Origin of the sequence: Persicitalea jodogahamensis, from assembly GCF_014651615.1 — a bacterium.
Classification (GTDB): Bacteria; Bacteroidota; Bacteroidia; order Cytophagales; family Spirosomataceae; genus Persicitalea; species Persicitalea jodogahamensis.
The window spans coordinates 1,014,365-1,035,919 of sequence record NZ_BMXF01000001.1; the positions used below are offsets into that span (position 1 = coordinate 1,014,365).

General features: G+C 51.7%; 14 protein-coding genes. All 14 read left to right on the plus strand.

Going from position 1 to position 21,555, the window contains the following annotated elements:
• The first annotated feature begins 10 nt into the window (after positions 1–10).
• The 14 genes from IE117_RS04240 (at position 11) to ggt (ending at position 21,552) form a co-directional block, all read left to right on the plus strand.
• Positions 11–1,459: an efflux transporter outer membrane subunit gene (locus tag IE117_RS04240; RefSeq protein ID WP_189563077.1), complete on the plus strand. Its 1,449-nt coding sequence runs from the start codon at positions 11–13 to the stop codon at positions 1,457–1,459.
• 1,097 nt (positions 1,460–2,556) lie between these two features.
• On the plus strand, positions 2,557–5,637 hold the full coding sequence (locus IE117_RS04245) for a SusC/RagA family TonB-linked outer membrane protein (protein ID WP_229580311.1): 3,081 nt from the start codon (positions 2,557–2,559) through the stop codon (positions 5,635–5,637).
• A gap of 67 nt (positions 5,638–5,704) precedes the next feature.
• On the plus strand, positions 5,705–7,219 hold the full coding sequence (locus IE117_RS04250) for a RagB/SusD family nutrient uptake outer membrane protein (protein WP_189563079.1): 1,515 nt from the start codon (positions 5,705–5,707) through the stop codon (positions 7,217–7,219).
• A gap of 210 nt (positions 7,220–7,429) precedes the next feature.
• Positions 7,430–10,147, plus strand: a complete 2,718-nt coding sequence (locus IE117_RS04255; RefSeq protein WP_189563080.1) for a c-type cytochrome — start codon at positions 7,430–7,432, stop codon at positions 10,145–10,147.
• 149 nt (positions 10,148–10,296) lie between these two features.
• A complete protein-coding gene (locus tag IE117_RS04260; RefSeq protein ID WP_189564230.1) occupies positions 10,297–11,022 on the plus strand; it encodes a 3-keto-disaccharide hydrolase in 726 nt (241 codons plus the stop codon).
• Between the two features lie 137 nt (positions 11,023–11,159).
• On the plus strand, positions 11,160–12,026 hold the full coding sequence (locus IE117_RS04265) for a sugar phosphate isomerase/epimerase family protein (protein ID WP_189563081.1): 867 nt from the start codon (positions 11,160–11,162) through the stop codon (positions 12,024–12,026).
• 56 nt (positions 12,027–12,082) lie between these two features.
• Complete coding sequence (locus tag IE117_RS04270) at positions 12,083–13,093, plus strand: ThuA domain-containing protein (protein ID WP_229580313.1); 1,011 nt, start codon at positions 12,083–12,085, stop codon at positions 13,091–13,093.
• Between the two features lie 21 nt (positions 13,094–13,114).
• A complete protein-coding gene (locus tag IE117_RS04275; protein ID WP_229580315.1) occupies positions 13,115–13,948 on the plus strand; it encodes a sugar phosphate isomerase/epimerase family protein in 834 nt (277 codons plus the stop codon).
• Between the two features lie 161 nt (positions 13,949–14,109).
• Complete coding sequence (locus IE117_RS04280; RefSeq protein WP_189563083.1) at positions 14,110–14,910, plus strand: alpha/beta fold hydrolase; 801 nt, start codon at positions 14,110–14,112, stop codon at positions 14,908–14,910.
• 24 nt (positions 14,911–14,934) lie between these two features.
• Positions 14,935–15,972: an aldose 1-epimerase family protein gene (locus IE117_RS04285; protein WP_229580317.1), complete on the plus strand. Its 1,038-nt coding sequence runs from the start codon at positions 14,935–14,937 to the stop codon at positions 15,970–15,972.
• Positions 15,973–16,081: 109 nt separating this feature from the next.
• Positions 16,082–17,278 carry a class I mannose-6-phosphate isomerase gene (locus tag IE117_RS04290; RefSeq protein WP_189563084.1) on the plus strand — a complete coding sequence of 399 codons (1,197 nt, stop codon included), beginning with the start codon at positions 16,082–16,084 and terminating at the stop codon, positions 17,276–17,278.
• A gap of 75 nt (positions 17,279–17,353) precedes the next feature.
• Positions 17,354–18,379, plus strand: coding sequence for a sugar phosphate isomerase/epimerase family protein (locus IE117_RS04295; protein WP_189563085.1), 1,026 nt, complete (start codon positions 17,354–17,356; stop codon positions 18,377–18,379).
• Positions 18,380–18,445: 66 nt separating this feature from the next.
• Entirely contained in the window at positions 18,446–19,609 is a 1,164-nt protein-coding gene (locus IE117_RS04300; protein ID WP_189563086.1) for a Gfo/Idh/MocA family protein, read from the plus strand.
• A gap of 179 nt (positions 19,610–19,788) precedes the next feature.
• Positions 19,789–21,552 carry a gamma-glutamyltransferase gene (gene ggt, locus IE117_RS04305; protein ID WP_189563087.1) on the plus strand — a complete coding sequence of 588 codons (1,764 nt, stop codon included), beginning with the start codon at positions 19,789–19,791 and terminating at the stop codon, positions 21,550–21,552.
• Positions 21,553–21,555: the final 3 nt, after the last annotated feature.

Genomic DNA, 21,555 nt, shown 5'->3' on the forward strand with positions numbered 1-21,555 from the left:
AAAGTAGATAATGCGCTTCCTATTCAAGTTTTTGTATAAAAAGGTACTTTTTGCTATTGCGCTCCTGACCCTCTACGGCTGCAAACTCATGACGCCGCTACCGGAGAAAAAGCCCTTGCAGACGCCCCGAACTTTCCTCGAAAGAATGGACAGCGCCAGCATAGGCAATATGCAAATCAGCACCTTCTTCACCGATACCAATCTGGTGGCTTTGATCGATACCGCCCTACAGCGCAACCAGGACATTGCCATGGCTTTCCAGCGCATCGAACTGGCCCGGGCCGACCTGTGGGATCGCGAGGCCGCCCTGTTGCCGAGCGTCAGTGCCGAGGCATCGGGGGGGATTCGGCGCTACGGTGAATATACCCAGGAAGGGGTGGGTAACTACGACACCAATTTCTCCGACAACATCAATCCCGATCAGCGCATGACCAACCCATTGCCGGAGTATTTTCTGGGGGCAAGAAGTAGTTGGGAGGTCGATATCTGGGGGAAACTACGTACCCGCCGCAAGTCCGCACTACTGCGATTTATGGCGTCGGAAAAAGCGCGTCAACTTGTGGTAACCAATATTGTAGCTGAAATCGCCCGGCTCTACTATGAGCTGCTGACACTGGATAATGAGTTGGAAATTATCGAACGAAACCGATTATTACAAAAAGAAGCAGTTGAGACCATTGTTATCCAAAAAGAAGCCGGCCGGGCTAATGAACTAGCGGTGCGACAGTTCACAGCTCAGTTGTTCAATACCCAGACGCGGGCCATTCGGATCGAGCAGCAAATCATGGAGGACGAAAACCGGATTAACTTGCTGCTGGGACGCTTTACGCAACCCATCAAGCGTGGCGCGCCTATTCTGGAACAGGAATGGCCCGACAAGATTGGCGTGGGCATTCCCGCCCAGATGCTGCGCCGCCGTCCCGATGTACAGCAGGCCGAACTGGAACTCCGTGCCTACGAAGCCGACCTCCAATCCGCCCGATTGGCGTTTTTGCCTTCACTTACCATCACCCCTTATGTAGGTTTCAATGCGTTTCGTAGCTCAGTTCTGTTCAATCCGGCTTCGCTGGCTTTCGGGCTGGTTGGTGGCCTGACTGCCCCCATCATTAACCGGAAACCCCTTAAAGCGGGGCAGAGGAGAGCGCAGGCACAGGCCACCGAAGCGCTTTATAATTACAATAAAACCGTTCTGACCGCCTATCAGGAAACGGCTCTAAACCTGCGAACGCTGGATAATATGCAGAAAATCGCGCTGCTGAAAGAAATTGAAACCACCGCATTGCAGCAAGGGGTGTCCATCTCCAACGATTTGTTTCTGGCGGGCTACGCTACTTACTTGGAAGTCATTACAGCCCAAAAATCAGTACTGGAGGCAGAACTTGAAAGGACTACTATTCAACAGCGCAGGTTTCAGGCACTGGTAAGTTTGTACCGCTCCCTGGGCGGCGGCTGGGAGTAGCCTGGCCGGAAAACAGGGATCGGTGCACCTAAACCAACACCCGCATACCACTGATAGTACATTGCACGAAGTCTGCCAGGTTTTCGGCTGAGTCGGCGGTACTGATTTCGCCCTCGGTTTGTGCTGCACGGATGATGTCAGTCAACATGACAGATCATGTGCCTACTCTTCTGGCGGTGGAAGGATTACCTGGCCATCGCTTCCTTCAGCACGTGGCACGTTTTCTCCCTATGACTTTACTGGACTTTATGATACAACTGGTGCTTGAATCTTAAAGGCTTGCCCAATTGATTCCCATACTATCGACCAGGTCTTGCATGGAGGTAGTAGCATAGCCCTTCTCCAAGAAGGGGTGAATTGCTTTTTCAAGTACCTATTCTTCGGTGAATGCTTTGGGACGTGCCATACTTGGGGAGCAAGGCTATTTTTCATCAAAGCAACAGGGGGGGATATTTGTAGTGATTAGCTCCTGTTCTTCTGTCAATGATCTCTGGAAGAGGAGATTACCCCACTCCAATAGGTGAATGTGCTGTGATCTGTCAGTAGGGGTTATCCTGTCTTATTGATGAAAATTTATCATTATTTTTTTGATTTTTTTCGCCTTGACACTATGATCAACAGGAAGCTGAAACTCAATCTATAAAACTCCCTTCGGATCAACTTTTCTGGATTGTAGCAAGACAGTGTAGGACGGTTGGAAAGACAGCAATCATAAATTTGCACTTAATATATTTTTTATGAAATAAATCGAATTCGATCTATTGGAGACCTTCATTCAGACAAACTACCCAAGTTTCTTAGTAGAGAATCAGGATATGTGACTTTTTATAGTGAACAGTAACAAACTATTTCTAAACCACTAATCATTCAGGACCTTAGCCTATGATGACAACCTAATGTACAAAAAAGCCGACCGTGTGTCACCACGATCGGCAAAATCAACACCTTCATTTTGCATTATTCTGGGGAGAAGGATGCAAGGTGCAGCGTTTCATCTTTATCAAAATAAAACGTTTAAAACTATGAACGAATCGCGACAATTACAATTTCGCGGATCGGAGCGCCCGTCACCAAGGCGGGGTTTGCTGCCGTTCCTAATGCTTTCCCTTTTACTGATAACCCTCTTCTCTACGCCAATTTTTGCCGAAACCCCATTCAGTACCTCTGCTTTGGCGGCGGCTATTACGGGGAAAGTGACCGATGACGCCGGACTGCCACTGCCGGGAGTAAGCGTAGTGCTGAAAGGCTCCAACACCGGAACCACCACCGATGCGGCAGGAACCTACTCGCTGAGTACGCCCGGCGATAATGGTACTTTAGTGTTTTCCTACGTTGGGTTTTTGAGCGTAGAAGAAGCCATCAACGGTCGTTCCGTAATCAACATCAAGATGACTGTCGACACAAAATCGCTTTCGGAAGTGGTAGTTGTGGGCTATGGCAGCCAGGTGAAGAAAGAAATCACGGGCGCTGTGCAAACTGTCAGCGCGGCGGAAATCAAAGACATTCCGGTTTCGCAGATTTCGCAAAAATTGCAGGGGCGTCTTGCGGGCGTTCAAATCAACCAAACCACGGGTAAACCCGGACAAGGCATGAATATTCGTATTCGGGGTCAGTTGTCGGTTTCGGGTGGTAGTGATCCGCTGTACGTGATCGATGGTTTCCCGATTTCGGGCGACATCAGCAATATCAATCCCGATGAAGTCGAGGATATCACAATCCTGAAAGATGCGGCTTCAACTTCACTTTATGGTTCACGTGCCGCCAACGGCGTGGTACTTATAACTACCAAGAGGGGCAAGACAGGGCAGACCAACGTAAGCCTGAACGCTTTCGCAGGTATCCAGGACGTACCCATGAGGGGGCGGATCAAGATGCTCGATGCTGTAGGTTTTGCGCAATTTAAGAAGGAATACTATGAAGATGCCGGACAGCCCGTTCCTGATATTTTTCAAAATCCTTCGCAGTATGAAGGTAAGAACAATGACTGGTACGATGCATTGCTGCGGCGGGCACCCATCCAGAGCTACAACCTGACGATTACGTCCAACAAAGAGAAGGTCAACACGGCGATCGTGGCAGGGGTTTTCAATCAGCAGGGTGTAGTACTCAACAACGAGTACAAGCGCTATTCGCTACGAATGAATCTGGATTACGCGATTTCAGATAAAGTCAAGATTGGTTTCAATATTGCACCGAGCTATGTGTTCGACAACACACCCCGCACCGACGGTGACCGGGGGACGGGCATCCTCTTCAACGCCCTGCACACCTGGCCGATCATGCCGATCTACCAGGATAATGGCGAGTTGACCCTTTTCAACCGATTCCCCGGGAACACAGGGAATATTTTCGCGTATCCCAACTGGGTCCGGGCGGCGCAGGAGCTGACCAACGAAACGAAGGACGTCAACATTCTGACCAATGGCTACGTAGAATACCGGCCTATCAAGGGCCTGATGCTCAAATCGACCATCAACGCCGAATTGCGGAATTCCAAGTTTTTCTTTTTCAACCCTTCCACGGCTACGAGCGCGATAAACGTGCCCATTCCTACGACGGCGGTCTCCATTCGTCAGACCGTCGACGACTTCTCCTGGCTGAACGAAAACCTGGCAACCTACTTCCGCAGTTTTGGCGAGCACAACTTTGAGTTGCTGGGTGGCTTTACCAATCAGCGCTTTCGGCGGGAAAACTTTCGTATCCAGGCCGATACCTACGCTGATGACCGCTTGCCCACGGTGCAGGGTGGTATCAACATCAACCGGGGCGGCACCAATAGTGGTGTACAGGAGTGGAGCCTGAGCTCGTTTCTGTCGCGGCTTACCTATAACTATAAAGGTAAATATCTGCTGACCGCTGCGATCCGTACCGATGGTTCGTCGCGCTTCGGAGCCGACAATCGCTGGGGTACTTTTCCCTCGGTTTCAGCCGGCTGGGTGATTTCTGACGAGAATTTTATGCAGGAAATGCCCAAAGTGTCATTCCTCAAACTGCGCGCGAGCTACGGTATTACGGGGAATAACAACATCGGTAACTACACCCAATATGCCCGGATCAACAATACCGTCAATGCCGCCTTTGGCAACAACATTGCAGCAGGTGCTGTCGTGAATTCATTGGCTAACACCAACCTGGGCTGGGAAACTACCAAGCAATTCGACATGGGCCTTGATATGGGATTCTTCAATGATCGCCTCCAGCTTACTTATGACTACTATACTAAGCGGACGACTAACCTGCTTTACAATGTGCAGGTGCCGCAGGAATCGGGCTTCAGTAGTTTTGCCGACAATATTGGCGAAATCAAGTTCTGGGGGCATGAGTTTGCGGTAACCAGCCGTAACACGACCGGTAAACTGCAGTGGACGACCAATGCCAACATTTCGTTCAACCGAAACGAGGTACTTGCCCTGGCCGATGGGATCGACAGGGTGTATGGCACATTCCATATCACACAAGTAGGCAAGCCATTCGGGCAGTTTTACGGGCACCTGGCCGATGGAGTGTACCTCAACAAAGCCGACCTGGACGGTTCGCCGCAGGTACCGGGACGCTCCACGATAGGTAGTATCAAGTTGGTGGACATCAATGGCGACGGAGTCATAACACGGGGCGGCGACTTTGACGACCGTACCATTATTGGCAATCCATTTCCTAAATTCATTTACGGTATTACCAACAACCTGCGCTACGGTAACTTCGACCTGAGCATTGTGGGGTCGGGTTCGTACGGCAACCAGCTGCTGGTTCGCCACCTGTATAGTACGGCCAACCTGGACGGTGTTTTCAATCTGGTTGATGAGGTGAGATACCGCTTCCGTTCCGAAGAGAATCCGGGCAAAGGATTTTACGGAACTACCGTGGGTGGTGGTAATGTGACGGGTATCGAACGCGACTGGATGAACAGCCGCTTCATTGCTGACGCCTCGTTTTTTACAATCAAAAACGTGACGCTGGGCTATACTTTCAGTGTGCAGAACAAGTACTTCAAGTCAGCACGTCTGTATGCATCGGGCCAACAGCTATACATCTTTACCAAATACTGGGGCGGTCCGAATCCTGAAACCAGCGCTCAAAGCAATGGAGCAGGCGATGGAGGCAACTTGAGCCCGGGTGTGGATCTTTCCAACTACCCCGTACCGCGCACCTTCACAGTTGGGGTCAATCTGAATTTTTAGATTATGGGTATTAACCTGCTACCGCAGGCCGCTCATAAATTCATGGATATTAAACTCATAAACTAAAATGAAAAGATCAATCATATTTCTCTTCACACTTGCGCTGTTGGTTTCGGCATGCAACAGCAAGTTCCTGGAAATATTCCCGGAAACCGAGCTGAGTTCACCTGTTTTCTTTAAGACTGAGGCCGACTTTCAGCAAGCGGTGAACGCGACCTACGTGCCATTGCGCGACATCGTCAACAGCCGGGCCTGGCTGCTGGGTGAAATGCACTCCGATAACACCTACTACGCCCGAAATCCGCTGTTTGGAGCCACGGAGCAGCAGGAGGACATCGCCGACTTCGCCATTCCTACGGCAGACGGCCTGACCACCAACACGCATGTATTGAACCAGTATCGCCTCGACTACGATATCATCGCCCGCGCCAATCAGGTGCTGGTGCTGATCGATGATGTTGATTTCGACGCCACTTCCAAGGCCAATCTGAAAGGGCAGGCTCAGTTTCTGCGGGCTTACGCGTACTTTGAACTCGTTCGTTATTTTGGCAGGGCTCCCCTGCACCTGACCCCAGTCGCTAACCGTCAGGAAGCAGCGGCTGAACTGGCCAATACGGAGCAGCTTTACGCCCAAATTGAGAAGGACGCCCTGGCGGCTACTACGGGCCTGTTCGCTAAATCCAAGCAGGAGCCAGGCCGGGTTACCTCCGGCTCCGCCAAAACGCTGTTGGCTAATGTTTATATTCAACAGAAGAAATGGGCCCAGGCCGAGCCGTTGCTGCGGGATGTGATTACCAGCGGGGAGTATTCTCTGATGCCCAACTACGTCGATGCTTTTTCCACCTCTACCGGAAACAAGAACAATAAGGAATCGGTATTCGAAGTGCAGTTTCTGGAAGGGTCGGCAGGCTTGAATGGAAACTTTCTTTATAGCTTCATGCCCCGTCCCATGACACCCGAGGAACTTAAGCCGATTACGGGAACGTCTAACCCGCAGCCGCTCAGCGGCGAGGGCAATAACATCCCGACGCCCGACATCATCGCGGCCTACGAACCGGGCGATACGCGGAAAGATGTTTCTATCGGATATGTTACTTTAAGCGGAAGCCTGCGGAAGAACAAAGTGTATCCTTATATTAAGAAGTACGCTAAACCCCACGCTTTGAATGGCAACCATGGCATGAACTGGCCCATTTACCGTTATTCCGAGGTATTGCTGTTTATGGCTGAAGCCTTAAACGAACAGGGTAAGACTGGCGAAGCAGCAACCTACCTGAATCAAGTGCGCAAGCGGGCAGGCTTGGCCGATACCAAAGCAGCCTCGCAAGCGGCCATGCGTGATGCTATCTTTCAGGAAAGAAGGGTAGAGCTGGCCTTCGAGAATAAGCGTTGGTTCGACCTTCTTCGGTCCGGGAAAGCAGTGGAAACCATCACGGCTTATGGTCAGCGTATCAAGGCTAATCCGGAAGCATACTATTACCCGGTATCGGAAGGTTCGTTGCCACGTAGCAACGCCTTTACCCAAATTGACCTGCTGTACCCACTACCTGCCGACGAGTCTTCATTGACCCCATATTTTTGATTTTTATACAAAAAGAGTGGACTTTCTCAAGCTGGAAAGTCCACTCTTTTTGTTTTTGCTAATTGATCCAATAAACGCAAGTAATTTATCCTCGTGACCCGCTTTTTTCTATTCAGAACAAAAAGTAAAGGAGATGCAGGGTTAAAACATCGGCCGCTTTGTCTCCGTTAGGTAGCTATCTCAGGAATTTTCAAATAAAAAACAAGACCCATGACCAGCAAACGCTTTTACGTGCTCATCCCGAAACTCCTGCTAGGCTTGGGAGTGATTTTAGGGCTAGGCGCTTTTTATGCGAAAGTCGCTCCTTTCGCTCCCACGCACGTCCGCCCGGACGATGACAAGGCCAGCAAACTGAAACTGCAGCCGGGCTTTGCCGCCGAACATTTGTACAGCCCGTCGCAGAACGGACAGGGCTCCTGGGTGTCGATGTGCTTTGACGACAAGGGGCGCCTTATCACCTCCGATCAGTACGGTGGCCTGTATCGCCTCACGATCCCCGCCCTCGGTTCGGGTTCGACCAAACCTACCAAGATAGAGCACCTCAAAGTGGGAACTCCCGGTGATACGCTGGGCATGGGCACGGCCCACGGACTATTCTATGCTTTCAATAGTCTCTACGTAATGGTGAACAACCGCGTGACGAAGGATTTGCCCAAGCATAGCGGACTTTACCGTCTGCAGGACACCAACGGCGATGACCAGTACGATAAGGTAACGCTGCTCAAAGAGCTGGAAGGCAACGGCGAACACGGGCCTCACAGTATCATCATGTCGCCCGATAAGAAATCGCTCTACGTGATTTCCGGCAACCATACCGATGCGCCCCAGATGGACGATTACCTGCTGCCCAAAACCTGGAAGCAGGACAATCTTTTTCCGCTTATCAAGGATCCACGCGGCCACGCCAACGACCGCATGGCACCCGGTGGCTGGGTCGCCAACGTGCAGCCTGACGGCAGCAATTGGGTGATGTACAGCGCGGGCTACCGCAATGCTTTCGATATGGCGTTTAACGATACAGGCGATTTGTTCGTCTATGACGCCGACATGGAGTGGGACATCGGTACACCCTGGTACCGCCCGACGCGCATCTGCCATGCCACCAGCGGTAGTGAATTCGGCTGGCGCACGGGCAACAGCAAGTGGTCGCCCGCCCTGCCTGACAACCTACCCCCCGTCATCAACATCGGACAGGGCTCGCCCACGAGTATGTTGTTTGCCAGTAACGCCAAATTCCCGGCCAAGTACAAGAACACGCTGCTGGCCTTCGATTGGAGCTTCGGTATTGTCCACTCGATTCACCTGAAACCCAGCGGCTCCACCTTCACCGCTGAACACGAGGAATTCCTCTCTGGCGTACCCTTGCCCCTGACCGACGGTGTCATTGGTCCCGATGGAGCCCTGTACTTTATGACGGGCGGACGCCGCCTGGAATCGGATTTGTACCGGGTACATTATAAGGGCAACGATGCGCTGGTATCTTCCGTAAGTGTGCCGCCTGTTAATAAAGAAAACCAGTTGCGCCGTAGTTTGGAAAAGTACCATGCGGGTCCGAACAGTGCGGCCATTGCCGCTGCCTGGCCGGAACTCAACAATCCCGATCGCTTCATCCGCTACGCGGCCCGCATCGCCGTAGAACATCAGCCGCTGAGCGAGTGGAAGGACAAGGCTACGAGCGAAAAAGATCCTGTCACGGCGATTCAGGCCGCAATCGCGCTGGCGCGAACCGATAGTGTCGATAGCGACATCAAGGCCAAGCTGAACGCCAACCTTTTGAAGATCAATCTCAAAAGTCTGACCGAACCTCAGCAAATAGAATTGATCCGAGCCTACGAGCTGGTGACGCTGCGCCTGGGCGAGCCCGATGCTGCCCAGAAAAAGCAAATCATCGCGGCTTTGAACCCCAGCTACCCGTCCAACTCCGGTGAACTGAACCGCTCGCTCGCCCGGATGCTGGTGACGCTACAGGCTCCCGGCGTGATCGAAAAAACGCTGGCTTTGATGGATAAAAAAGAGGATACCAGCATGATGCCTGGCGGTATGACGGCTACGTCGTCAGCCGACCTCATCATGCGGAATCCCCAGTACGGACTGGACATCGCCAAAACCCTGGAAAAAATGCCGCCACCCCAACAGACGTACCTGGCGGTAATGCTCTCGTCGGCTAAAGACAATTGGACGCCTGCCCTGCAGGAGCGGTACATGAAGTGGTTCCGCAAGGCGTTTGAATACCAGGCCGGACGCAGCTATATCGGCTTCATGGATAAAGCGCGGAATCTGGCCCTGGCCCACGTTCCTGCCGACAAGAAAGCGGCTTACGACAAAATGTCCGGCGGCGAATTATTATCTAAAAACGGTAACGATTTGGCTCAGAGCGTATATCCCAAAGGTCCTGGGAAGAGATGGGACGTGGAGACTGCTTTGGCTGTCGTGGACGATGCGCACTTGACGGGCCGAAACTACCAGCAGGGTAAGGATATGTACAACGCCATTACCTGCGGCCGCTGCCACGTCGTGGGCGGACAAGGCGGCAACATCGGGCCCGACCTGACCCAGCTAGGTACTCGTTTCTCGAATAAAGATATCTTGGAATCGATCATTGAGCCCAACAAGGTCATTTCCGATCAGTACGCCGCCACCCGCTTTGAGCTTAAAAACGGCGAATCGATCGTGGGCCGGATTACCAATGAGGATAAGACAAGCTACACGGTATCCCAAAATCCATTCGCTCCTGACATGGTTGTGAAGATTGCCAAAAAGGACGTGGCTTCCAGCCAGTACTCGCCTTCCTCAATCATGCTGCCTGGTCTGATCAACAGCCTGAATGAAGACGAACTCCGTGACTTGATTGCTTACCTGAAATCGGGAGGCAACGAAAAGGATAAGATGTTCTCATCTTCGGCGTCAGGTTCGAAGGGTGGAAAATAATCAGGATAAACAAGGCAGGATGACCGTCAGGAGATTCTGCCTTGTTTCTGAAAAAGTATTTCAGGTAAAATTTAATTCAAGATCTGATTTTGGAAAAGTATAAAAAGGTAAACCTATCGGCGGTAGTACTGGCCCTGCTAGTGACCGGAATGGGCTTCAGTTCCTGCGTTGGCCAGAAAAAGGGAGATAAGAGCGAAAAAGGTTTTGTGAAAATCTTCGATGGAAAAACCTTGGACGGCTGGAAGGGCGACCCAACCTACTGGCGTGTGGAAGACGGTGCACTGACGGGCGAAATCACCCCGTCGACACTGCTGAAAACCAATTCATTTATTATCTGGCAAGGTGGCCAGCCAGGCGATTTTGAGCTGAAAGGTGAGTTCAAAATCACCGAAGCAGGCAACTCCGGTATCAACTACCGCAGCGACCAACTAACCGATGTTCCCTACGCCCTGCGCGGCTACCAGGCCGATATCGACGGAAAAAGGACTTATACCGGACAAAACTACGAGGAACGTAAGCGCGCGACGCTGGCCTACCGGGGCGAGATTTCTACCATCAATCCTTACGAGGGTGACGCTTCGCTGGAAGCAGTGCGTACCAAAGTAGCCAAGAACAACTGGACCAACCGCACCGTGACCGGCTCGCTAGGTACTTCGGATGAACTGAAAAAACTCGTGAAGCCTGAAGACTGGAATACCTTTCATATCATTGCGAAGGGCAATCGTCTGCAACACTACATCAATGGAACGCTCATGAGTGACGTGACCGACAACGACGCCACCAGCAGTATGAAAAAAGGTTTGCTTGGCGTACAGGTCCACGTCGGTCCGCCCATGAAAGTACAGTACCGGGATTTGAGGATTAAGGAAATGTAGGGTCGGACAGGCGCACCGGCGAACCTATGTGTTCGCCCTGCATGCGCCAGCCATCGGGCGAACACATAGGTTCGCCCCTACACATCCACAATCAAATCAACAATTACACGAATCAACGATTAAACAAATCAACACTTTTGACAAAGATAGGTTTCAACGTACTCGCCTGGTCGGCGGTAGTTTCGGAGGATTTGAATCCGATTGCTGACCGGCTAAAAAAAATTGGCTACGACGGCGTAGAATGCTTCGTGGGGGCAGCCGAAGACCCGGCGGCTTATCGTAGTTTTGGTAAGCATGCTGCTGATCTGGGCCTCGGTATGACCGCCGTAACGGTTGTTAGCCCCGAGACCAACCCAGTCAGTGAGTCGGCGGCCGTACGCGAAAAGGCGCTGGAACGCATCAAATGGTGCATCGACCGGGCGCACGACCTGGGAGCGACAATCCTTTGTGGACCCTTTCACTCGGCCCACGCCCATTTTTCCAGGCAACCCGCTCAGGACGAAGAATATGGCCGGGCCGCTGCATTGCTACACGATGCGGGTGTGTACGCGGCGCAGGCCAACATTATCCTTGCGCCCGAGGCCCTCAACCGCTTCGAGTGTTATCTCTGTAATACCGCCGAACAACTCTACCGCCTGGTGAATATGGCCGGGCACCCCAATGTGCGGGCGATGTTCGATACCCATCACGCCAACGTGGAGGAAAAAAGCTACAGCCAGGCCCTTGACACGCTGAAATCAGTGTTGGCTCACGTTCACATCAGCGAAAATGATCGGGGTACACCCGGCGGCAGCCATCTGCCCTGGGACGAGATTTTTGCCAAACTGGCTGATATTGGATACGATGGTTGGCTGACCATCGAGGCATTTTCCCGTAACGATCCCGACTTCGCCAATTCCATCGGGGTGTGGCGAGAGTACAATGACCCCTGGGACATTGCCGAGGATGGGTTTAAGTTTATTGAAAAGATGGTTGCGAAACACTTTCTCATAGTGGACAATTGATAATGAACAGTGCTTTAAGATTAGTTTTCTCCTCTTGTTTTCTATTGCTAACCTTTGTGTCCAGCGTATTCGCGCAGTCGGATGGCGACTTGGAAAAATATCGGGTAGTTTACAAAGGAGATAAAGGGCCGGGAGTGGGAAAAAACATCGTTTTGATCGCCACTGATCACGAGTACCGTAGCGAGGAGAGTCTGCCGGAATTGGCTAAGATTCTGGCCAAGCGCTATGGATTCAATTGCACGGTGATTTTTGCCCTTGATGAAGAAGACAATATTCTGCCGGGTGGTTCGAACCTGCGTGGACTGGAAATTCTGGACAAGGCCGATCTGATGGTACTTTTCACCCGCTTCTCGGATTTTTCTGATGAGGAAATGCAGCATTTTGATAACTACCTGAAGCGCGGTGGTCCTATCGTGGCTCTGCGCACCTCGACCCACGCTTTTAATATTAAAAATCACCCGAACTGGCAGCATTACGACTACCGCTATGACGGGCCAAAAAAAGCGTGGAAAAATGGTTTCGGCGAATACGTTCTGGGCGAAACCTGGGTGAGTCATTACGGTACCAATCACAAACAATCGTCACGGCTGATCATTGAAGAAAGCCAGAAAAATAACCCCATTCTGAGAGGCGTAAAGGATATGTGGGTACAATCGGGGGCTTACACCGCTGACCCAACCGAAGGTAGTTTAATTCTGGCGAAAGATCAGCCATTGAACGGCATGACACCTGATTCGCCCATCGATCCCACCAAGCAGCCTGTCCCAGTTGCCTGGACGCGCACCTACCAACTTGAAGGCGGCAAGCCGGGTCGGGCCTTTACCACCACGCACGGGGCCTCCGAAGACATTTTGAACGAAGGTTTCCGCCGGATGCTAATCAACGCAGCTTTCTGGGCGATGGGCATGGAAAACAAAATCAAAGCCAACAACGATGTTGCTCTCGTTGGCCCTTATAACCCAACTACCTTTAATTTCAGTGGCTATAAGGCCAATGTGAAGCCCAGTATGCTGGCAGGCTACGAATCACTGATCATGCCGGGTAAGGTAGTAGAGAAAAGTAAATAATATTCACCCATTGTTAATAAAATGACTGACGCAAACACGCTTCCTTTCCGTTTCGGCTCCGAAGTATACACCTGGTTTATGGCGGGCAATGGCACCGTTCACGCCAATCGCCTCGATCACATGATCGAAGTAATCGCCAAAGCCGGGTTCGCAGGAATCCAGCCTATTTTCCCTTGGATGGGGCCATTAAAAGACCCGCAAAAACTGGCCGATAAACTGAAAGAACAAGGCATCGAACTAGCTGCGCTTTCGCTGCCCTTTGAGTGGAATGGTACGGAAGAGTCTGCCGCCGAACGAGCCGAGGCCGATCAGGCCATCGAACTTTTGCAATATTTCCCAGGCGCCATTCTGTGTACCGTACAAATCCCCACGGGTCGTCACGAGCTGGAAGATCGCCGCAAGAGTCTGGTCAAAATTGTCAATGGTATTTCGGCACGAGCCTCGTATAAGGGGATACCATGCAGCTTCCATCCCAATTCTCCCAAAACTTCCATCATCCGTACCGCCGAAGACTACCGTGTAGTATTGGAAGGGCTGGATACTTCCGTAACGGGATGGACGCCGGACGTGGGGCACATCATCAACGGCGATATGGACCCACTGGAAATGATGCAGAAATATGCCTCGCTCATTAATCATGTTCACTACAAGGATTGGGACGGCGAGCCGGAATTCGCCCTCATGGGACAGGGGAAAGTGAATTTGCTAGCTATTACTCAATGGCTTAAAGACCAGAACTACTCAGGCTGGATTGTCTGCGAGGACGAAGCCGAAATGGCCGTCGAAGAACCCGACCACGTCACTCTCCACGATGGTCGCTGGATCACCCACGAGTTGATCCCGGCGTTGAAGTAGCTGTCGGTCATCGGCTTTCGGCAATGGGCCGCCCGAGTGGTTGGCTCTACCGACTAGTCGAAAGCTGAAAACCGATTGGTTGCTTGATTCGAATTCAGTCCTGAGTTGTATTAAGATTTAAAAACAAAAAAGGCCGAAAGCCGACTGCCGATAGCTCTAAAATGCCTACCATAGAATCCAACGGAATAAATCTCCACTACCAGGAACGTGGCTCCGGCGAGCCATTGCTGCTCATCATGGGCATCACCGCCGATGGCTCGGTGTGGGAACCACATGTATCGGCCTGGGAAAAAAGCTTCCGTTGCATTTTACCCGATAACCGGGGCGTCGGGCTGACTGACAAGCCTTCGGGCGACTACACTACCGCCGAAATGGCCGACGATCACGCGGGTCTGTTGGATCATTTGGGTTTAGAAAAGGTTCGCGTTGTAGGTGTGTCCATGGGCGGGGCCATTGCGCTGCAACTGGCCCTGCGGCATCCCGATAAAGTAAGTTCCATGGTACTTATGTGTCCCTGGGCCCGCTGCGATGCGATGGCCAAAGGAATTTTTGAACATATGGTGGACTGTAAAGCACGGTTCACACCCGAAGAATTTAGCTTATATATTCAGCTGCTGATTTTCTCAAAAAGTACTTGGGACGACGACGAGAAACGTGCGGATTTAGAAAAAGACCGTAAGCAAGACCCCGCTTTCCCGCAACCGCTGCACGGACTGGCTGGCCAAGCCGCTGCCTGCATCAATCAAAATGTGTACGATGATTTAGGAAAAATAAAAGTACCTACGCTGGTCATCGGTGGTGATGCGGATATTTTCACGCCCCCGTGGATGGGAAAGGAAATTGCCGAAGCAATCCCCAACGCCGAAATTTATTTATACGAAAACCTGGGCCACGCTTTTCATTTTGAAAATCCGGAAGATTTTAATCCCAGGATAGAGAAATGGTTGAAAGCCCGCCCGTAGGGGCGGACCTATGTGTCCGTCCGAATGCGACGTCCAATCGAGATGAAAGAAAACTGGCATAATAAAATTGGTAACCCCGCTCAGCTAGGCGGCATCGAAACCTCCGTCCTCGACAACGGTCTGGGGCGAGGTACCCGCATCGCCTGGATCAATACCGGGACGGGGCTGCGCTACAAAGTAGTACTAGATCGGGCGATGGATATCGTCGATGCTTTTTATAATCAACACAGTCTGGCGTGGCTGAGCCACAGTGGTATCACACCGCCGCGGCCTTTTTCCGATCAGGGAATCGACTGGCTGCGTACTTTCGGCGGTGGTCTGCTGACTACCTGTGGCTTGTCAAACGTGGGCGGTCCCAACCAGGACGAATACGGGGAGCGCGGCCTGCACGGAAAAATCAGCAATGTACCCGCTGAAATTATCAGCATCATCCAGCCTGACCCGCAACGCGGTCAGATGGAGATGAGCATTACTGGTCGAATACTGGAAACTACCGTCTTCGGCCCGACGCTGGAGCTGCACCGAACAATTTCGGGCAGATTGGGTGAGCCATTTATTCAAATTCGGGATGAAGTGACAAATCGCGGCAATACCACCGTCCCGCACATGCTGCTGTATCACCTCAATTTTGGTTATCCTCTGGTGGATGAAGGCGCCAAAATTACCTGGCAAGGTGAATGGAAAGCCCGGGAAGGCGATGACACGAAGATTTTCCTGGAAGGCAGCGACTACCGCACCTGCCCGGCGCCGCTGGATGACCACGCCGGAACGGGCGAAGAAGCTGCTTTTATTCAACCTGAGGCTGATGAGCAGGGCATAGCCCGCTGTGGAATAGAGAATTCAAGGTTAGGAATCGCTTTGGAAGTGTCTTTTAATAAAAACCAATTACCCTGGCTGACGAACTGGCAACATTGGGGCAAGGGAGAGTACGTCACGGGTCTGGAACCTGGCACCAACCCGCCCATCGGCCAAAAAAATGCCCGTGCACAAAATCAATTGATTATGCTGGAACCAGGCGAAAGCCGGAAGTATGATTTGAAGTTTGAAGTAAGTGAAAATTGACGTTAGACGTTGGATTCTGGATTAGAGATTTAACTACACCGACATACTCGTCCAAAATCTAGCATCCAAAGTCCAAAATCCTATTTACCTAACAATTTAACTACCTAACATGAGTCTTGCGAGTAAAGCATTAGAAGAAGGAAAAGGAATTTTACGCCTGGCCCCAACCTGGGTACCGCGTTCGTTCTGCGTACCGGGCCGGCGTATTAAGCTACACCCTGACGATTATTACGTACTTGGTGGTGAGCGCGGTGGCATCGACGAGCGTTGGCTATCAAGTACGACACCTGCCAAAAATGGCCCACTCACGGGTGAGAACGAAGGATTAAGCGCCGTAGTAGTAGGAGACGAGCAGATCTTGCTGAAAGACGTCATTGACGAATTGAAGGGCGAAATCATCGGCGATCGCCTGTGGGACGAATACCAAAGCTGGCCTATGTACTCCAAGTTTTTCGACAACATGGGGCCACTGCCGCATCACATTCACCATAATGACGAGCACGCCGCTAAAATCGGTCAGCTAGGCAAGCCGGAAGCTTATTACTTTCCGCCGCAATTGAACAACCACGGCGGTGACTTTCCCTATACCTTCTTCGGCATCGCTCCCGGCACCACGAAGGAGCAGATAAAGGAATGCCTGATGAATTTTACCAAAGGCGACAACAAAATCACCAACTACTCACAGGCTTTCAAACTGGAACCCGGTACGGGTTGGGACGTGCCGCCGGGAATGCTGCACGCGCCGGGTAGTTTGTGTACTTATGAGCCACAGAAAGCCTCTGACGTATTCGCCATGTACCAGTCATTGGTTAATGAGGCCATTATTCCCGAAGAACTACTTTGGAACGGTACCCCCGAAGATCGAATGGGCGACTACGACCAGTTAATGGAAGTGATTGACTGGGAGTTGAATACCAATCCCAATATTCTGGAAACGCGTTTCATGAAACCTAAACCCGTTCGGGATCAAGCGGAGATGGAAGCCGCCGGCTACGTGGAAAACTGGATATGCTACCTGAATGATGCATTCAGTGCAAAAGAATTGACCGTGGCTCCCGGCGCAACGGTTACGATCAAAGACGCCGCCGCCTACGGCCTCATCATAATGCAGGGCCACGGCAAGATGGGTGTTTGGAACGTAGAAACCCCTGCTCTGATTCGCTACGGTCAACTGACTTTCGACGAGTTTTTTGTGACTGAGAAAGCGGCGAAGGAGGGTATTGAAATCACCAATCATTCTTCCGTCGATCCGCTCGTGATGCTCAAGCACTTTGGTCCGGGTAACCCAGATTTAGTTGAAAGTTGAAAGTGGATAGTTGAAAGTTATTGATTTTTCAACGGAACCAAAAACCTAATAACCCAAAACCTAATAACCTAAATAATGAACAATTTCCCCAAACTCCACAACGCCACCTGGCCCGGTATCGTCGGGAAAGGTGACGATTCTCAACCCGTAATTCCCTTCGATAAAATGCTCGAAATGACCGCCGCCGCCGAGGTGGACGGCGTAAAATTTGACGGCGTGGATATCGGGTTGCTCGACCCACACGTGGACATCGAAAGCTCCGACGACGACATCAAGCGGCTGGCTGATAAGATCGGTAAACACGGATTGGTGGTCGGTAGCTTGGTCGCACCCATCTGGGGTGGCCCGGTACTCGGCAGCGACGACGACCGCAAGGTATTCATCGACATGGTTCGCAAAGCCTGTAACTTCGGTAAAGTATTGCGTGAAGTAGGCATCCGGCCCTACGGCATCATTCGTGTCGACTCGGCGAGCAGCCCTGAAACCTGGGCTAAAGACCCGGCCAAAAACACAAAAATCATCGCCGACACCTTCCGCGAGGCCTGCGACGTGGCGGCAGAGTTTGACGAAAAGATAGCCGCTGAGGGCGAAATCTGCTGGGGCGGGATGCACGGCTGGAAGACCATGGTCGAGACGCTGGAAATGGTAGATCGACCCAACATGGGTTTCCAGGCCGATATGTCGCATACCCTGCTTTACACGATGGGTTATAATAGTCCCGAGGAACGCATTCTGCCCAAAGACTACGACTGGCAGGATCGCGATGTCCTAACCGCGGCTCTCAAAAAAATGTCCGATGCGCTGCGTCCATGGACGATCGACTTCCACGTTGCCCAAAACGATGGTACAGTGCATGGTACCGGCTCACATGATAAAACAGGCCGCCACTGCCTGGCCACCGATCCCAATGGCAAACTGAACGTCGCTGAGGATGCGGGCTTCTGGCTGCGCGACGAGAACGGTAACCTTACCAAGAAGTTCAAGCACATCTGCTGGGACGGTTGCATGTTCGATAACGACGTTATGGAGAACCAGCAAACTTGGAACGACATCCTGGCCACGCTGATTCAAGTGCGAGAGAAGCATGGATGGAGTGAATAATGATGAGTTATGAAATTCGATTGTTAAGGACAAAACCCTTTACCCTTAACCTTTAACCCTATAACTATGGCTAATAAAAAAGAAATAAGAATCGGACTCATCGGCTGTGGACTGATGGGCCGGACGCATACAAATGGCTACAAGCGCCTCGGCGATTTTTTTCCTGAATACGAATACCGTCCCGTGTTGAAAGCAGCTTGCTCGCGGAGCGAGGACAAAGTGAAGGCCTTTGCCGAGCAGTGGGGGTACGAATCCTACGAAACGGATTGGAAAGCCCTCATCGCCCGCGACGACATCGACGCCGTGGACATCTGCACGCCTAACGATCTGCATGCTGGCATCGCTATTGCCGCCGCCGAAGCGGGTAAGATGATCTTGTGCGAAAAACCGCTGGCTCGCACCCAGGAAGAAGCGCAAACGATGGTGGATGCCGTCGAGAAAGCGGGTGTCAAAAATACGGTTTGGTATAACTACCGCCGCATTCCTGCCGTGTCGCTGGCGAAACAAATCGTGGATTCGGGGAAGCTTGGCAAGATTTTTCATTACCGCTCCAACTTTCTGCAAGACTGGACGATCAGCCCCGATCTGCCGCAGGGCGGCACTGCCCTCTGGCGCCTCGACTCCGACGCTGCTGGTTCGGGTGTGACGGGCGATTTGCTGGCTCACTGCATCGACGCTGCCATGTGGATCAACGGCGCCATCACCGATGTATCGGCTATGACCGAGACATTTATTAAGGAAAGGGTACACCAGGATAGCGGTAAGGTACAGAAAGTCGGCATCGACGACGCCTGTATTTTTCATTGCCATTTCAAAAACGGTTCTCTCGGACAATTCGAGTCTACGCGTTACGCGCGGGGTCACAAGGCGCTGTTTACCTTTGAAATCAACGGCGAACATGCCTCCATCCGCTGGGATTTGCACGACATGAACCGCCTCGAGTACTTCGATCACGGTGATGAGGGCATTGTGCGTGGCTGGCGCTCGATCCTGATTACCGATGGCGACCAACCTTACATGGATCGCTGGTGGATACCCGGCACGAGTATTGGCTACGAGCATTCTTTCGTCCATCAGGTGGCCGACTTTTTCAAGAGCCTGGAAACGGGCGAAGAATGTCATCCAACCTTTCAGGACGCAATGGAAACGCAGAAAGTCTGCCAGGCCGTACTTGATTCTGCCGCTTCCCGAAGCTGGAAAGATACGGGTGTGGAGAATGATATTGGGTAAGAAGCTGTTGAATAAACTTCTTAGGAATAAAATACAGAGAAAGGCTCTTGGTACTTGATATCGAGAGCCTTTCTCTGTTAATAAGTCTCGGCCAATTTTGAGATGATGCTATTCCATGAGTATTTTGCCGAAAAATATTCTCTGATTTGGCTCGAATCCCCAATATTTATTAGATAAAAATGAAAAAAATCTATTCTTTCCTTTTTGCCCTACTTAATCTGGGTAGCCTTTGCCAAGCCCAGCAGCCCGTCAAGGAATCTAAGGGATTCTACCAGTTCCTGACCGACGACCCTAACCAAAAACCTTTTTACAGCGATCGTCAGGGTGTGATGGCCCAAAATGGCATGGTCGCTTCGGCGCATCCTGAATCTTCACGAGTCGGGGCCGATATTCTGAAAAAAGGCGGCAATGCCGTGGATGCAGCGGTGGCTGTGCAGTTTGCGCTGGCCGTGACCCACCCTTCGGCGGGCAACATCGGCGGCGGCGGGTTCATGGTGTTTCGGGCGGCTGATGGAAAGAGCTACACGCTGGATTTCAGGGAAAAGGCGCCGCTAAAAGGCGGTAAAGACATGTACCTCGACGCGGAGGGTAATGTAGTTCCCGGTCTAAGTACCCTGGGCCATCTGGCCAGCGGAGTACCGGGTTCGGTAGAAGGTATGGCGGTGGCGCATGCCCGATTTGGCAAATTACTCTGGTCAGAACTACTGCAGCCTGCTATCGACCTGGCCGAAAAGGGGGTAGTTCAAACCGACCGCGAGGCGCGGGGGCTGAATGCAATTAAAGCAAATGTACAAAAGGTAAACCCCGGTACCAGGTACTTTCTACGGACCGATGGCCGCGACTGGCAGGCCGGCGACACGCTGATGCAGCCTGATCTGGCAAAAGTCCTGCGCGCCATCCAGAAAAAAGGCAGCAAAGGGTTTTATAAAGGAAAAGTCGCGCGGCAGATTGCGCGGGAAATGAAAAAAAACAAGGGAATTATTTCTAAAAAAGATCTGAAAGAGTACCACGCCAAATGGCGGGAACCGATTATCGGCGACTATAAAAATTACAAAATCATCACGATGCCACCTACTTCGAGCGGTGGTGTGGCATTGATGCAATTGTTGCGACTGGTGGAACCTTATCCGCTCACCCGCTGGGGCTGGAACACGGATTCCACGGCGCAGGTTATGATTGAGGCTGAGCGCCGGGTCTATGCCGACCGGGCCAAGTTTCTGGGCGACCCGGATTTCGTGGACGTTCCGGTGGACAAACTCATCAGCTATGACTACCTGAAGAAACGTTGGCAGGACTTCAGCTTTGGGAAAGCTACCGATAGCAAGGCCGTCAGCGGTGGTGATTTGCCGGGTTACGAGAGCCTGGAAACTACCCATTTTTCCGTCGTGGATAAAGACCGGAACGCTGTTTCCATAACTACCACCCTCAATGGTGGTTATGGCAGCAAAGTCATCGTAAAAGGTGGTGGCTTTTTCATGAATAATGAAATGGACGATTTCAGTGTGAAAGCGGGCGTACCGAATATGTTCGGGCTGATCGGTAACAAGGCCAACGAAATCGCTCCTTCCAAACGCATGCTGTCGTCGATGACGCCAACCATAGTAGAAAAAGACGGAAAGCTTTACATGGTGGTGGGTACACCCGGCGGCTCGACGATCATCACGGCGGTGTATCAAACCATCCTGAACGTCCTGGAACATGGTATGACCATGCAGCAGTCGGTCAACGCCCTGAAATTTCACCACCAGTGGTTGCCCGATAAAACGGTTTTTGAAGCGGGAGCATTTACCGACAATACCATAGATAAACTACAAAATCGCGGCTATATCCTGGAACAACAGCGGAACACTATTGGTCGCATGGATTGCATTTTGCTGCTGCCCGATGGCTCGCTGGAAGGCGCTTCCGACCCCCGTGGCGATGACGTGAGCGTGGGGTACTGACAC

What these genes read in the sequence shown, in the direction of transcription:
- IE117_RS04240 (WP_189563077.1), top strand. Translation starts at nt 11, where the DNA reads ATGCGCTTCCTATTCAAGTTTTTGTATAAAAAGGTACTTTTTGCTATT.
- IE117_RS04245 (WP_229580311.1), top strand. Translation starts at nt 2,557, where the DNA reads ATGCTTTCCCTTTTACTGATAACCCTCTTCTCTACGCCAATTTTTGCC.
- IE117_RS04250 (WP_189563079.1), top strand. Translation starts at nt 5,705, where the DNA reads ATGAAAAGATCAATCATATTTCTCTTCACACTTGCGCTGTTGGTTTCG.
- IE117_RS04255 (WP_189563080.1), top strand. Translation starts at nt 7,430, where the DNA reads ATGACCAGCAAACGCTTTTACGTGCTCATCCCGAAACTCCTGCTAGGC.
- IE117_RS04260 (WP_189564230.1), top strand. Translation starts at nt 10,297, where the DNA reads ATGGGCTTCAGTTCCTGCGTTGGCCAGAAAAAGGGAGATAAGAGCGAA.
- IE117_RS04275 (WP_229580315.1), top strand. Translation starts at nt 13,115, where the DNA reads ATGACTGACGCAAACACGCTTCCTTTCCGTTTCGGCTCCGAAGTATAC.
- IE117_RS04280 (WP_189563083.1), top strand. Translation starts at nt 14,110, where the DNA reads ATGCCTACCATAGAATCCAACGGAATAAATCTCCACTACCAGGAACGT.
- IE117_RS04285 (WP_229580317.1), top strand. Translation starts at nt 14,935, where the DNA reads ATGCGACGTCCAATCGAGATGAAAGAAAACTGGCATAATAAAATTGGT.
- IE117_RS04290 (WP_189563084.1), top strand. Translation starts at nt 16,082, where the DNA reads ATGAGTCTTGCGAGTAAAGCATTAGAAGAAGGAAAAGGAATTTTACGC.
- IE117_RS04295 (WP_189563085.1), top strand. Translation starts at nt 17,354, where the DNA reads ATGAACAATTTCCCCAAACTCCACAACGCCACCTGGCCCGGTATCGTC.
- IE117_RS04300 (WP_189563086.1), top strand. Translation starts at nt 18,446, where the DNA reads ATGGCTAATAAAAAAGAAATAAGAATCGGACTCATCGGCTGTGGACTG.
- ggt (WP_189563087.1), top strand. Translation starts at nt 19,789, where the DNA reads ATGAAAAAAATCTATTCTTTCCTTTTTGCCCTACTTAATCTGGGTAGC.